Annotated in this window: 13 protein-coding genes; 5 read left to right on the forward strand and 8 right to left on the reverse strand. The window is 73.2% G+C overall.

The window, feature by feature from the left end; genetic code table 11:
* Positions 1-65: 65 nt before the first annotated feature.
* Complete coding sequence (locus tag RQM47_RS15120; protein ID WP_311664386.1) at positions 66-1,064, forward strand: DUF3667 domain-containing protein; 999 nt, start codon at positions 66-68, stop codon at positions 1,062-1,064.
* On the opposite strand, the gene RQM47_RS15125 is transcribed toward RQM47_RS15120, so the two are convergent.
* The 6 genes from RQM47_RS15125 to RQM47_RS15150 form a co-directional block, all read right to left on the reverse strand.
* Positions 1,061-1,708, reverse strand: a complete 648-nt coding sequence (locus tag RQM47_RS15125) for a signal peptidase II (RefSeq protein WP_311664388.1) — start codon at positions 1,706-1,708, stop codon at positions 1,061-1,063. The two genes, RQM47_RS15120 and RQM47_RS15125, sit on opposite strands and share 4 nt — an antisense overlap.
* Before the next feature lie 161 nt (positions 1,709-1,869).
* Positions 1,870-5,322: an isoleucine--tRNA ligase gene (gene ileS / locus RQM47_RS15130; RefSeq protein WP_311664390.1), complete on the reverse strand. Its 3,453-nt coding sequence runs from the start codon at positions 5,320-5,322 to the stop codon at positions 1,870-1,872.
* A 196-nt stretch (positions 5,323-5,518) separates the two neighbouring features.
* Positions 5,519-6,085: a Uma2 family endonuclease gene (locus RQM47_RS15135; RefSeq protein WP_311664392.1), complete on the reverse strand. Its 567-nt coding sequence runs from the start codon at positions 6,083-6,085 to the stop codon at positions 5,519-5,521.
* 79 nt (positions 6,086-6,164) lie between these two features.
* On the reverse strand, positions 6,165-7,001 hold the full coding sequence (locus RQM47_RS15140; RefSeq protein ID WP_311664394.1) for a purine-nucleoside phosphorylase: 837 nt from the start codon (positions 6,999-7,001) through the stop codon (positions 6,165-6,167).
* A 54-nt stretch (positions 7,002-7,055) separates the two neighbouring features.
* The gene (locus RQM47_RS15145; RefSeq protein ID WP_311664396.1) at positions 7,056-8,045 is read right to left on the reverse strand and encodes a DivIVA domain-containing protein; all 990 of its coding nucleotides are present in this window, start codon (positions 8,043-8,045) and stop codon (positions 7,056-7,058) included.
* A 228-nt stretch (positions 8,046-8,273) separates the two neighbouring features.
* Positions 8,274-9,005, reverse strand: a complete 732-nt coding sequence (locus RQM47_RS15150) for a YggS family pyridoxal phosphate-dependent enzyme (protein WP_311664398.1) — start codon at positions 9,003-9,005, stop codon at positions 8,274-8,276.
* A gap of 203 nt (positions 9,006-9,208) precedes the next feature.
* Between RQM47_RS15150 and RQM47_RS15155 the strand changes: the two genes are divergently transcribed.
* Positions 9,209-9,406: a hypothetical protein gene (locus tag RQM47_RS15155; RefSeq protein WP_311664400.1), complete on the forward strand. Its 198-nt coding sequence runs from the start codon at positions 9,209-9,211 to the stop codon at positions 9,404-9,406.
* Positions 9,407-9,471: 65 nt separating this feature from the next.
* A complete protein-coding gene (locus tag RQM47_RS15160) occupies positions 9,472-10,290 on the forward strand; it encodes a TIGR00266 family protein (protein WP_311664402.1) in 819 nt (272 codons plus the stop codon).
* 200 nt (positions 10,291-10,490) lie between these two features.
* On the opposite strand, the gene RQM47_RS15165 is transcribed toward RQM47_RS15160, so the two are convergent.
* Both RQM47_RS15165 and RQM47_RS15170 read right to left on the reverse strand, forming a co-directional pair.
* The gene (locus tag RQM47_RS15165) at positions 10,491-11,648 is read right to left on the reverse strand and encodes a DUF3524 domain-containing protein (RefSeq protein WP_311664404.1); all 1,158 of its coding nucleotides are present in this window, start codon (positions 11,646-11,648) and stop codon (positions 10,491-10,493) included.
* A 55-nt stretch (positions 11,649-11,703) separates the two neighbouring features.
* Positions 11,704-11,922: a hypothetical protein gene (locus RQM47_RS15170; RefSeq protein ID WP_311664406.1), complete on the reverse strand. Its 219-nt coding sequence runs from the start codon at positions 11,920-11,922 to the stop codon at positions 11,704-11,706.
* Between the two features lie 93 nt (positions 11,923-12,015).
* On the opposite strand from RQM47_RS15170, the gene RQM47_RS15175 reads away from it, so the two are divergent.
* Positions 12,016-12,708: a ComF family protein gene (locus RQM47_RS15175; RefSeq protein ID WP_311664408.1), complete on the forward strand. Its 693-nt coding sequence runs from the start codon at positions 12,016-12,018 to the stop codon at positions 12,706-12,708.
* A 287-nt stretch (positions 12,709-12,995) separates the two neighbouring features.
* Positions 12,996-13,745 carry a dipeptidase PepE gene (pepE, locus tag RQM47_RS15180; protein WP_311664410.1) on the forward strand — a complete coding sequence of 250 codons (750 nt, stop codon included), beginning with the start codon at positions 12,996-12,998 and terminating at the stop codon, positions 13,743-13,745.
* Positions 13,746-13,752 lie beyond the last annotated feature (7 nt).

Below are 13,752 nucleotides of genomic sequence, written 5' to 3' on the forward strand. Positions count from 1 at the left end.
CGGGCGGGGCGGTTGACGGGGCGGGGCGGCGGCGGTTTCTTCCCAGACCGTTCACCGACCGCGCCATGCCCGACGTCCTCACCGAGGCGGCCGCCCTCGGCCTCGCCACCGACCCCGAGCCTCGCGCCTTCGGCCCCCGCCCCGCCCCCGCGCTCTGTCCCAACTGCGGCGAGGCGCGGGCGGGGCGGTTCTGCGCCGGGTGCGGGCAGCGTGAGCTCGGCGGGCGGCTCACGCTGCGCGGCCTGTGGCGCGAGTTCTCGAGCCGCGTGTTCAACCTCGATCGTGGGCTGCTGCACACGGTCACGTCGCTGGCGCGCAGCCCGGGCTCGGTGCCGCGCGACTACGTCGAGGGGCGGCGGCGGACGTACACGAACCCGCTCAGCTTCTTCCTGCTCGCCACCGCTCTCAGCCTGCTCATGTACGGGCTGTACGACGACGCCCTACTAGACGTCTCGGCTTCCAGTTCGTTTGCCCAAGGCTACTCCGACGGTCACACCGCAGCGGGAGCGCCGGAGGACATCACCCCGCCCCGCGAGCCCGGCCACGAGATGACGCCGGAGGAAGCGGAGCGCGAGGCCCGCTTCGACGCGGCCTACGAGGAGCTCTTCGACGACGGAGGCCAGACTGCGGTCCGGGTCATGTACGAGGGGATGGTCCGGTTCAACACTCCACTCACGTTCCTCCTGGCCCTGTTCCTGGTGCCCCCACTTCGCCTCCTGTTTGGCTCCGAGAGGAACGTGGCGGAGGTCAGCGTCTTCGCTCTCTACGCCGTCGGGGCCGTGATCGCCCCGTTCTTCGTCCTCGGACTCGGGGCCGTGGGGTCCATCCTGTGGACGTTCGTCGCAGCGGGCATCTACGTCCTCCTCGTAGCGTGGGCGGCGATCTCGTTCTACCCGACCGCCCCGCCCCTGGGCTCCTTCTTCCGGGGCGGGGTGGCGATGACGGTAGCGTACGGGGCGTACTTCGTGGCGGTCTTGCTGTTCGGCGCCCTCTACTTCGCAACGCACTTCGTGCACACCGCCGGCGAGACGTGGGGGAGCCTGCTCGGCAGCATCTTCTCCTAGCCCACCGTCTCACCGGGCGGGGCGGCCTCCACCCCGCCCGCCGGCGGTCCGCCCGCGGCGTTCGTCGCCCGCCGGTCCGCCTCGTGCCGCAGCGCCGCCTCGTGGAAGGCGCCCTGCGTGATCAGGATGAGGACGACGCCCGCGATGATGGCCACGTCAGCGATGTTGCCGATCGGGAACAGGGCCACGTACTTGCCGCCCATGAAGGGGACGGCCTCGGGGATCACCCCGCGCCACACGTCGAGGTGGATAAAGTCCACGACGCACCCGTAGAGCAGCCGGCTCGATCCGGGCGGCGACGGCGCGCACTCGCCCCAGATCGACCCGTAGAACACGCGGTCGATCACGTTCCCGAACGCCCCGCCCAGCACCAGCGCCAGCGCCACGCGGTAGCCCGTCGGCGCCCAGCGGACGTGGCGGAGGTAGACGAAGATGAGGACCGTCGCGACGACCGAAAAGATCGTCAGGAACATCTTGCTCCCGACCGTCAGCCCGAACGCCATGCCGGGGTTCTCGGTGAACGTGAACCGGAACAGCCGGCCAACGACGGGGATCGAGTCGCCGTACGCCATCTGCGTTTTGACCACCACCTTCGTGATCTGGTCGAAGACGACGATCGCAAACGAGATCCAGAGGACGCGCATAGGGGCGGGGGGACTCGGGGCGCCCAACGCGGGCGGGGCGGCGGCGGTGCTCATGTGGGTGACGGGTTATGAGTGACGGGTGACGAGCCGGAAGGGGCCTCGCCCGTCACCCCGCCCCGGCCCGCCCGCGCTCGGGGCGGGATGGATGCGCCCGTCACTCATCACTCGTCACCCTGTACTCGGCGAACGCCGACCGTCAGCGTCTCGCCCCCGATCTCGACGTCGCGGACGAGGTCGCCGGCCGGCGCGTCGACGAGGGCCAGCGACGTGGCCAGCGTCTCGGCCTGGACCGGCCGAGCGAACGCGCCCGCGAGACCGCCTTGCCCCGCGAGACCGCCTTGCCCCACGAGACCGCCCGCCCCGCCCACGTGGGCGAGGAGCGCGGGCGGGGCGGCAAACTCGACGGCGATCCGGTCGGCCACGTCGAACCCGGCCTCTTTGCGGAGCCCCTGGACGCGGTTCACGAACTCGCGCGCGAAGCCCTCAGCGCGGAGCGCGTCGTCGAGCGCCGTGTCGAGCGCGACCGTCACCGCGAGCGTCCCGCCCCGCCCGTCGGCCGCCGTCTCCTGGCGGACGACGCGGCCCTCGACGCCCTCGGACGTCACCTCCAGATCGCCCGGCTCCAACGCGACCGCCCCGCTCGGGAGGTCGAGGGCGAGCGAGCCTGTGGACTCGTACGCGGCGATCTGATCATTTGTGAGGTCGCGGATCGCCGCGTTCGCCTCCTTCATCTGCTTGCCCAGGCGGCGCCCGAGCGCCTTGAAGTTGGGCTTCGCGCTTTTCTGGACCACGCCGCTGTCGCCCGCCGCCGTCTCCAGCCGCTTCACGTTGACCTCGTCGAGCACGACGTCCTCGACCGACCGCAGGACGTCCTCCTCTACCCCGCCCACGCCCGTCACCACGAGGACCGAGCCCAGCGGCTGGCGCACGTTGATGCCGGCCTCGTTCCGCAGGGCGAGCGTGGCCGTCGCGACGGCCCGCGCGAGCGCCATCCGCCCTTCCAGGCCGGCGTCGTGGAGGGCGGGGCGGGGCGCGGGGTAGTCCTGGAGGTGGACCGACGCCTCGTGGCCGAGCATGCCGTACAGCCACTCGGCCGTAAACGGGGCGATGGGTGCCATGAGCCGCGCGACGGACTCCAGGCACTCGAACAAGGTATCAAAAGCAGCCCTTTTTTCTTTGGGGAACTGCAGAATGTAACCCTCCTCTACTCCACCGAGCAAGTGATCAATAGCCGCAAAGGCAGATTGATTTGACTCGACCACTGCAGGATCTTTACCATCCTGCTGCATATGTCTAATCATATTAGCAGAAGTACCCTTTTCCCAGAACCGGCGGCGGCTCCGTCGGAGGTACCAGTTCGATAGGTCGTCGACGAACGCTTCGATGGCACGGGCCGCGCGCGTCGGGTGGTAGGCGTCGAGGGCCTCGACCGCCTCGGCCGCCGTCGACTGGAGGCGGCTGAGGACCCAGCGGTCGAGCTCGGTCCGCTCCGCGGCGGGCACGGTCTGGGCGGGGGGGTAGGCGTAGCCGTCGACGGCGGCGTACGTCTCGAAAAAGCGGTACGTGTTGACGAGCGTCCCGAACAGCTTCCGCCGCGTCTCCTCGACGGCCGCGTCCGAGTACCGGAGGTTCTCCCAGGGCGGGGAGGCCGCCATCATGGACCACCGGATCGGGTCGACGCCGTGGCGATCAATCGCCGCGAACGGCTCGACGGCGTTGCCCTTCGACTTCGACATCTTCTCGCCCTCGGCGTCGAGGACGAGCCCGTTCACGACGACGTTCTTGTACGCGACCCGGTCGTCGACGATCGCCGCGATCGCGTGGAGCGTGTAGAACCACCCCCGCGTCTGGTCGACGCCCTCAGCGATAAAGTCGGCGGGAACGTTGGCCTCGAACCGCTCGACGTTCTCGAACGGGTAATGCCACTGCGCGTAGGGCATGGCGCCCGAGTCGAACCACACGTCGACGAGGTCGGGCACGCGGCGCATGGTCCCGCCCCGCCCGTCGGGCCAGGTGATGGCGTCGACGTAGGGCCGGTGGAGGTCGATCGTGCCCAGGTCCGGGTTGATGGCTTCGGGCGGAAACTCCCCGCCGACCTTCTCGCGGAGCTCCTCGATGGAGCCGACGACCTCCTTCTGCTCCGGGTCGCGGTCGCTGACCCAGATCGGGAGCGGGGTGCCCCAGTAGCGGCTGCGGCTGAGCGCCCAGTCGACGTTGTTTTCGAGCCACCCGCCGAACCGCCCCGCCCCGATCCCCTCGGGCTGCCAGTTGATGGTCTCGTTCAGCGCCACCATCCGGTCCTTGACGGCCGTCGTCTGGACGAACCAGCTTTCGACCGGGTACTGCATGAGCGGCGTCCCCTTGCGCCAGTCGTGCGGGTAGTTGTGGACGTAGGAGTCCTCGCGGAAGAGCAGGCCGCGGTCGCGCAGGTCGCGCAGGATGGGCCGGTCGGCGTCCTTGAACCACATGCCGCCGACGAGCGGGAAGCCCTCCCGGAAGCGGCCGTCGGGCTCGACCGGGTTGAGGACGGGGAGCCCCTCCTTCTGGCCCGTCGCCCAGTCGTCCATGCCGAACGCGGGCGCCGTGTGGACGATGCCCGTTCCGTCGTCCACGGTCACGTAGTCGGCGGCGACGACGCGCCACACGTCGCCGGGCGCGTCGTCGTCCTGGAGCGCGTCGGCGAGGCCGTAGAGGTGGCGGACCTCGGCGTGGTTGTACGGCGGGACGTACTCGAGGCCGACGAGCTCGGCGCCCGTCTTGCGGTCCACGATCTCGGGGTCCTCGACCTTCAGCTTGCCCAGGAGCTTCTCGGCGATCCACACCTTCTCCTCGCCCGGCTGGTCGTCCGGCCCGGCCTCCGCCACGAGGCGCACCTTGACGTACTCCGTCTTGGGGGCCACGGCGAGCGCCGCGTTCGAGGGCAGCGTCCACGGCGTCGTGGTCCACGCCAGCAGCGACGTGTCAGGCTCGTCCACGAGCGGGAAGCGGACTGTGACGCTCACGTCCTGGACCTCTTTGTACCCCAGCGACACCTCGTGCGACGACAGCACGGTCCCGTTCGCCGGGCTGTACCACTGGATCTTGTGGCCCTCGTAGAGCAGCCCCTTGCCCCAGATCCGCTGGAGCAGGTTCCAGACCGACTCGACGTAGTCGTTCTGGAACGTGACGTAGGGGTGCTCCAGGTCCACCCAGTAGCCCATGCGGCGCGTGAGGTCGTCCCAGAGGTCCTTGTACCGGAGGACGCTCCGGCGGCAGGCCGCGTTGTAGGCGGCGATCCCGTAGTCCTCGACCGCGTGGCGGCCCTCCAGCCCCAGCTCCCGCTCGACCTCGATCTCGACCGGGAGCCCGTGCGTGTCCCACCCCGCCTTGCGGTCGACCCGGAAGCCGCGCATGGTCTTGTAGCGGCAGAACAGGTCCTTGATGGTCCGCGCCATCACGTGGTGGATGCCCGGCTTGCCGTTGGCCGTCGGCGGCCCCTCGTAGAACACGAAGTGCGGGGCGCCCTCGCGGGCGGCGAGCGACTGCGCGAACGTGTCGTCGGCCTCCCAGCGGGCGAGCACGTCGCGCTCGACGGAGACCTGGTCGAAGCGCTCGACCTCGGGGTAGCGGGGCATGGGCGGGGTGGGGCAGTGGGTCGGTGGGTCAGTGCGTCAGGCGGCGTCCCGCCCACTGCCCACCGCCTCCCGATGCGAGGCTCAACGGGGCGGGGCGGTCCCGCCGAAGCTAGCCCGCCGCCCCGCCCGCGGCGTTGAAGCGCGGCCGGATTCGCCGCCCCGCCCTCGCGCCGCGCCGCTTGTGGGGGCGGGGTGGCTAGACCTCGACCCCGTGGTACAGGCCGTCCAGCGCGAGGTCGACGCCGAGCGACGGGAGCCGGACCGCCCCGCCCGTGACCGGCGCCGGGACGGCCCACACCCCGTTCGTTTTGGCAGCGACCTCGGCCCAGCGTCGCGTGGAGTCGACCCAGACGACGGTGTGGATGGACGGGACCTCGCGGTAAAGAGCGAACTTTTCTCCCCGATCGTAGACGGCCGTACGGTCGGAGAGCACTTCGACGACGACCGCCGGATTGAGGAGCACGCGCCGGGTCTCGTCGCGCAACGCTGGCGGGCCGAAGACCACGCTCGCGTCGGCGTAGACGTAGCGTGCGTCGTGGATTTGGAGCCGCATCCCACTCGACAGGACGTACCTGCCGCTCCGGTCGACCTCGTTCCCTAAGAATGCGATGCAGTTGGAGACGACGAGGTGGTGGTCGGAGGACTCAGCTGGAAGCCGGTGCACCTTGCCAGCCGCATACTCGTGGCGGACGTCCTGCGTCTCCTCCCAATCGAAGTACTCCTCCGGCGTGAACGTGAGGGCTCGGGCGGTGGAGACGGGCATGGGCCAGTGGGCGGGGTGGTTCAAGAGTAGAGGATCCGCCCCGCCCCCGCCACCCCGCCCGCGCGCCTGGGCGGGGCGGCTACGCCAGCGTCGCGACCACGTCGCCGAGGATCTGCGTCAGCCTCGGTTCGGCCTCGGCGGCGGCGGCCAGGATGTCGGCGAGGACGACGGGCTCCAGGGCGTCGGGGAAGCACTCGTCGGTGACGACCGAGACGGCCAGCACGCGCATCCCGGCGTGGCGGGCTACGATGACCTCGGGCGTCGTGCTCATGCCGACCACGTCGGCGCCGGCCTGCCGCAGGAAGCGGTACTCGGCCCGCGTCTCCAGGTTGGGGCCGAGGACCGACGCGTAGACGCCCTCTCGGAGACGGACGCCCCGCTCCAAGGCGGCGTCGGCGGCAGCCTGCCTGAGCGCGGGGTCGTACGGCTCCGACATGTCCGGGAACCGCGGCCCCCACGCGTCCACGTTCGCGCCCGTGAGCGGGTTCGACCCCTGGAGGTGGATGTGGTCGGTCACCAGCATGAGGTCGCCGCGGCGGTAGAGCGGGTTCATGCCGCCGGCCGCGTTCGAGATCAGGAGCGTCTCGATGCCCAGCGCGGCGAAAACGCGAACGGGCAGCGTGACCTGCCACGGGGTGTACCCCTCGTAGAGGTGGAACCGCCCCTGCATCGCGAGCACGTCGACGCCGCGGAGCCGCCCCGCCAGGAACCGCCCGCTGTGGCTCTCGACCGTCGGCGCAGGCACGTGCGGGACGTCCTCGTAGGGCACCGTCTCGCGGACCTCGATCTCGTCGGCGAGGGCGCCCAGCCCGGTCCCCAGGATGATCCCGACGCGGGCCGCGTCGCCGGCGCGGTCGCGGAGCACGTCGGCGGCCTCCTGGACCTGGGCGCGGGCGGTGTCGGGGTCGGGCGTCATGGGCGGGGTGGGGCTGGGGGAGCGCGAAAGATCGCACCGCCCCGCCCGCCCCGCTCAGTCGAGGTCGTCGAGGATGCGGCGGATCCGCTCGCGCTCGGCGTCCGACGCGGCCGCCCCGCGCTCCTCGCCAGTCACGAGCGAGCGGAGGTCCCACCCGCCGACGACCAGGGGCGGGGCGGCGGGCGCGCTGTCGGGCGCGCTCGGCTCGGCGTCGCCCGCCCCGCCCAGCTCGTCTCCGGCCGCCCCGCCCTCGGCGGCCTCGGCATCGTCCGCCCCGCCCGCAGGCGCGTCGCCAGGTGCGTCCTCGGTGGCCGGCGCGGGAGACGGGTCCTGGGGCTCGTCCGGCATCGCGCGCGCCCACAGCGGGACGTAGCCGCTCTCGTCCGAGACGTCGGCCGGCGCGGGAGACGGCTCGGCGGTCGCCTCAGAGACGTCGGCGGGCGGGGCGGGCGTCTCAGGCAGAGTGGACTCCTCCAGCAGAGGAACGCTCGCGGGCGGGGCGGGAGCCTCCGGCACGGCGACGGCCTCGGGCAGAGCGGGGGCCGCGGAGACGTCGGGCGGGGCGGGGGCTGCGAGCTGGGGGTACCCGGCGGGGGCCTCGCCCTGGAACTGCGCGAGCACGTCGAGCTCGGAGAGCAGGAAGCCGCGGAGCCGGGCGGCCACCTCGGTCTGCCGCGACGAGAGCTGGACGAGGTCCTGGCGGAGCTCGTGCCGCTCGCGCTCGGCGTCCTGCACGATGGCCCGCGCGCGCAGCTCGGCCTGCTCGACGATCAGCGAGGCCCGCTCTTTTGCCGCCGCCTCGGCCCGCCGCGCCGACTCCTTCGCCGACTCCAGCGCCTCCTGGAGCGCGAGCTCGACGCGCTCGTAGTGGGTCAGCTTCGTCTCCATCTGGTCCGTCCGCTCGCGGCTCTGGCGGATCTGGTCGAGGAGCCCCTCGTGGTGCTCCGAGACCTGCTTGAGGAACGCGTCGACCTCGGCGGGCTCGTAGCCCCGGAACGCTTTCGTGAACTGCTGCCGTCGGATGTCGAGGGGCGTGAGGGTCATGGTCGGGCAGGCGCGGCGGAGGCGGGGCGGCGGGGGCAGTCGGCGACCGGGTGGGCCGCGTCGCTCGCGGGCGGGGCGGGGCGCCGTTGCGCGGAGGACGCGGGATCGTCGGTCCACCACGTCGAACGGCCTACAGGGCCGGGCGATCCGGCGGAGCGGGAGACCAAACGGCGCGGCGAGCCCCACGGCGCCAAACTACGGACGCGCCACGCGAGCCCCCAACAGTGGCTAGCGCGGCCCGAACAGCGCCGTCCCCACGCGGACGTGCGTGGCGCCCTCCTCGACGGCCACCTCGAAGTCGCCGCTCATCCCCATCGAGAGGACCGAGAGCGGCCCCGCCCCGCCCGCGGGCGCATACGCCTCGAACAGGTCGCGGAGCCGCCGGAACGCCGGGCGGACAATCCGGTCGAGGTCGCGGTCGTCTTCGGCGATGGCCGCCATGCCCATGAGGCCGACCGGGCGGAGGTGGTCCTGCTCGGCCGCGTACGCCAGCAGGTCGTGGGCCGCGTCGGGCTCGACGCCGCCCTTGGCCTCCTCGTCCGACACGTTGACCTGGACCAAGACCGGGAGCACGCGGCCCGCCTGCTCAGCCCGCCGCTCGAGCGCATCAGCCAGGCGGACCGAGTCGAGCGCGTGGAACAGGTCGGCGCGGGCGGCAGCGTCGCGGGCCTTGTTGCGCTGGAGCGAGCCGATCAGGTGCCACCGGACCGCCCCGCCCTCGGCCTCGCCCGGGACCGCGTCGGACTTCTCGACCAGCTCGCCTACCCGGTTCTCGCCCAGGTCCGTGAGCCCGGCCGCGACGGCGGCGCGGACGGTGTCCAGGCTGCGCGTCTTGGTCACGGCCACGAGCGTGACGTCGGCCGCGTCCCGCCCCGCCCGGTCGGCGGCGGCGGCGATGCGGTCGCGCACGCGGGCGGCGTTCTCGGCGATCGGGGCGGCGGGCGGGGCGGCAGCAGGCATGTCCCGAGTCGTACCCGACCGGCGGGCCAGAGATCCGTGCGCGCCCCGCCGCGGACCGCGTGGGGCGGGGTGGAATCGTCACGACGGCGTTCCTTTTTTCCAGCCTACTCCCAGGCCAATCGGCCTGGGCGGGGCGGCTGAGCGCTCTGCGGGGCCGTGGCCCGGTCTTGGCAGGAGGAGAGGCCTATTCCACCCCGCCCCCCATGATCTCGTCCCCCGCGCTCGCCCAGGCCCGCGCCGCCTGGCTCTCCGGCGACGGCGCCGCCTGGACCCGCTACACCGCCTGCCTCCGCGACCTCGCCGCCCCGCCCGCCGAGACGCCGGCCGCCCCGGGCCGCCTCGCCCGCCGCGAGCGGACCGCCCGCCGCACGCGCCGGCCCGGCCGCGTCGCCCGCGCCTAAGAGAGTCGGCGACCGACAGTCGGGGCCGAATCCGTAGTGTTGAGGACAACCCCCTCCCCTACGCCATGCCCGCCCACGACATCGACTACCGCCTGATCGGCGACGACCTCCAGATCGTCGAGGTCGAGCTCGACCCTGGCGAGACCGTCCGCGCCGAAGCCGGCGCCATGCTCTACATGGAAGCCGGCGTCCAGATGGACACGGGCACGGGCGGCGGGTTTATGAAGGGGCTCAAGCGCCGGATCACGGGCGAGAGCTTCTTTATCACCTCGTTCACGAACGCCGGGCGGGGCGGCTCGCAAACCGACGGGACGGCGCGCGTCGCGTTCAGCGCGCCCTACCCCGGCAAGGTTATCCCGCTCGACCTGGGCGCGCTCGGCGGCCGGTTCCTGTGCCAGAAGGACACGTTCCTCTGCGCGGCGTCGGGGATCGAGATCGAGGTCGCGTTCACGAAGAAGATGGGGGCCGGCTTGTTCGGCGGCGAGGGCTTCATCCTCCAGCGCCTCGAAGGCGACGGCCTCGCGTTCTGCCACGCGGGCGGCACCGTCATCGAGCGCGACCTCGCCCCCGGCGAGACGCTCCGCGTGGACACCGGCTGCCTCGTCGCCTTTGCGCCGTCGGTCGACTACGACATCGAGTTCCAGGGCGGCTTCAAGAACGCGCTCTTCGGCGGCGAGGGCCTGTTCCTGGCCCGCCTCGAAGGGCCGGGCCGCGTCTACCTCCAGAGCCTCCCGTTCTCGCGCCTCGCCGACCGCATCGTGGCGGCCAGCCGCGCCTACGGCCGCCAGGGCGAGACGAGCCGGGGCGGGGCGGGCGCGCTCGGGGCGCTCGGAGGCCTGGCCGCCGGCGGCCTCCTGGGCGGTCTCCTGGGGGAGGACTCGTAGTCGGTGGGCCAGTGGGTCAGTAGGTCGGCGAGTCAGCAAAAGCGCCCGCCCCGCCCGTGCGGCACCGGGGGCGGGGCGGCGCCTTGCTCCGGCACCGCCCGCAGCGCCGCCCGGCCCGGCTCCGGCCGCCCCGCCCCGTCGAGGCCACTGATCCCCTACGGACTCACTGGTCCTCTACTGCCCCACTGATTCCCACCGACCTACTGGCCCGCCACCTCCTCGAACAGCGCGTCGAAGCGGGGCGCCTGGAGCGGCCACGCGAGGTCGGCCGGGATCTCACGCAAGACCGGCGTGGGGAGCCGCTGTGCCTCGCCGCCGAGGACCGCGCGGAGCGTCTCGAACAGGCCCTCCTCGCCCTCGTAGAGGACCGGCGCGTGGAGGAGCGGCCGGTGCAGCCGCTCCGGCACCAGCTCGGGGTACGTCAGGCGGTCGGGCAGGAGCGGGTGGCAGCCGCAGTGGATGGCCTCGAGCGTCGAGAGGTCGAAAAACTCGTGGACCGACGTGGACACGACGACGTCGGAGCGCCAGAGGAGCGCGGCGTAGTCGGCGAACGACTCGGCGTAGCCGTAGTGGAGCACGCGCTCGGCGTAGCGCCGGAAGCCGGCCTCGAACGCCGCCGGCTGCTCGGCGAACGTCTTGCCGGCCAGGACCAGCCGGAACCGCGCGCCCGCGTCGTCGAGCCGGTTCATCACGCGGAAAAAGGCGGCCGGGTCCTTGTCATACTCCCAGCGGTGGTTCCACAGCACGACCGGCAGGCCGGGCTGGCCCTCGCCGACCTGCCGTTCGCGCGCCCGCTGCGCCTCGGCGGCGGGGCGGGCCGCGTCGAGGCCGGCGAGGTCGAGGCCCGGGTGCAGCACGCCGCTCTTGGCCCGGAGCCCGGGGAGCGCGCCGACGTGCGTGTAGTCCGGGAACCGCCGGAGCAGGTCGGGGAGCACGCGGAAAAAGTCGTCGCGGTGGAACGCCGAGTTGAACACGACCCGGTCGGCCGCCAGCGCCGAGAGGTAGTTGACCGACGCGTAGGCGTCGTCGCGGACCTCGCCCTCGTCCAGCGGGTACGTCAGCCGGTCCTCGTGGAGGTAGAGGACGACGGGCGTCGCGGCCAACCGATCGCGCGTGAGCGCGAGGAACGCCGGCAGGTGGACCATGTCGGACGCCACGACGAGGTCGGGCCGCCAGCCCTCGTCCAGGACCTCGCCGGCCTTCTCGGCGAGCGTGACCGCCCCGCCCTGGACCCGCCACGTCCAGTAACGCGGGGCCATCGTGACGGCGCGGACCTCGTGGGCGCTGTGGGCTACGAGGCCGTCGAGGAAGCGCCGGCGCGAGCCGCCGTACCACGGTTCGAGAAACAGGACGTTCACGGGGCGGGGCGGCTCCTGAGGGCGGGGCGGCGGCCCCTGGGGCGGGGCGCGCGCGTCACGCCGGGTCGAGCCCGGCGGCCTCCTCGTCGGTCGACGGGCGCACGATGGCGAGGCGCCGGACCTGCAGGGCCTCGCGGAGCACGGCGTCGCGGACCTCGACGGCCGAGACCACCTTTTCGTCGCCCGCGTCGAGGTGGACGGTCCGCCCTTGGAGCTGGAGGTCGATGGGGTCCTCGGACACGTTCTTGATGATCATCCCGCGGCGTTCGGGCATGGGGTCGGGGTTGTGAGGGGAGAGGGCGGCCAAGATATTCCCCAGACGCCGCCCCGCCCCTCGGGGCCGCCCCGCCCTGCTCCCCGCGCGCCGATGCCCTTTTCCCTCCGCTCCCTGATCGGCGACATCGGGGCCGGCCTCGCCGGGCTCCTCTACCCCGCCCTCTGCCTCGGCTGCGAGCGGCGGCTCGCCGCGGACGGGCCGCCGGCCGCGCTGTGCGCGTCGTGCCTCCGCGGCCTGCCGCGGCCCGAGCCCGACGCGGCGCGCGCCCTTCTCGGCGCGGCGCCGGTCGAGGCGGCCGTCGCGCTGTGGGCGTTCGACGCGGGCGGGGCGGTCCAGCGGGTCCAGCACGCGCTGAAGTACGGCGGGCGGCCGAGCCTGGGCGTCCCGCTCGGCCGCCTCCTCGGCCGTGCCCTCCGAGCCGGCGGGGCAGGCGGGGCGGACCTCGTCGTGCCCGTCCCCCTCTCGCCGACCCGCCTGCTGGAGCGGGGCTACAACCAGGCCGCCGCGCTCGCCGACGGCGTCGCCGACGCGCTCGGCGCCGAGGTGGCGCCGGACCTCCTCGCGCGGACGCGCGCCACGCAGCGGCAGGCGACGCTCGCCCGCCCCGCCCGCGTGGCCAACGTCGAGGGCGCGTTCGCCCTCCGCGCCGGAGCCGACGTGGCCGGCCGCCGCGTCCTCCTCGTCGACGACGTCCTCACGACGGGCGCCACGGCGGCGGCGGCGGCCCGGACGCTCGCCGAGGGCGGGGCGGCGGTGTCGGTCGGCGCGCTCGCGCTGGCGTAGCGGCGGCGAGCGGCGAGCGGAAGATGACCTCCCCGTCCTCGCCACGGGCGGGGCGGTCGCGCCATGGGCGGGGCGGTCGCGCCATGGGCGGGGCGGTCGCGCCAGGGCGGGGCGGAGGGTTCCAGGACCGCCCCGCCCCGCCCGCATCGGACACGGCAAGCCGTGTCCCTACGAATGCCCGCCGCCAGGCAGGGCGGAACTTTTCCCCTCGCCTCTTCCCTCTTCCCTCTTCCCTCTTCCCTCTTCCCTCTTCCCTCTTCCCTCTTCCCTCTTCCCTCTTCCCTCCCATGCTCCTCCTGCTCAGCAACTCCACCTCCCCCGGCCAGCCGTACCTCGCCCACGCCCGCGACTGGATCGCCGACGCCGTAGGCGGACCGCAAACCGGCGGGGCGGGGCGGATCGCGTTCGTGCCCTACGCCGCCGTCACCTTCAGCTACGACGACTACACGCGGCGCGTGGCGGACGCGCTCGACGGGCTCGGCCTGGAGATCGAGGGCGTCCACACCTCGGACCGCCCCGCCCAGGCCGTCGCGGACGCCGACGCCGTGTTCGTGGGCGGGGGCAACACATTCCACCTGCTCCGCTCGTGCTACGAGCACGGGCTCGTCGACGCCATCCGCGCGCGTGTCGGCGCCGGGGCGCCCTACGTCGGGTGGAGCGCCGGGGCCAACCTCGCGTGCCCGACGATCCGCACGACGAACGACATGCCCGTCGTCGAGCCGCCGTCGTTCGAGGCGCTCGGGCTCGTCCCGGTCCAGATCAACCCGCACTACACGGACGCCCACCCCACGGGCCACCAGGGCGAGACGCGGGCGCAGCGGCTGGCCGAGTTCGTGGCCGCCAACCCCGACGCGCCGGTCGTCGGCCTGCCCGAAGGCACGGCGCTCCGCGTCGACGGCGCCCGCGTCGAGGTCCTGGGCGGACCGCAAACCGGCGGGGCGGACGCGCGCGTGTTCGACGCCGCCTCGCCGGAGGGCCGCCGGGCGGAACCGGGCGAGGTCGCGGCGCTCGTCGCCGGCACCGCCCCGCCCGCCTGACCGCCCC

Source organism: Rubrivirga sp. S365 (assembly GCF_032248475.1).
In the GTDB taxonomy this organism is placed as follows: domain Bacteria; phylum Bacteroidota; class Rhodothermia; order Rhodothermales; family Rubricoccaceae; genus Rubrivirga; species Rubrivirga litoralis.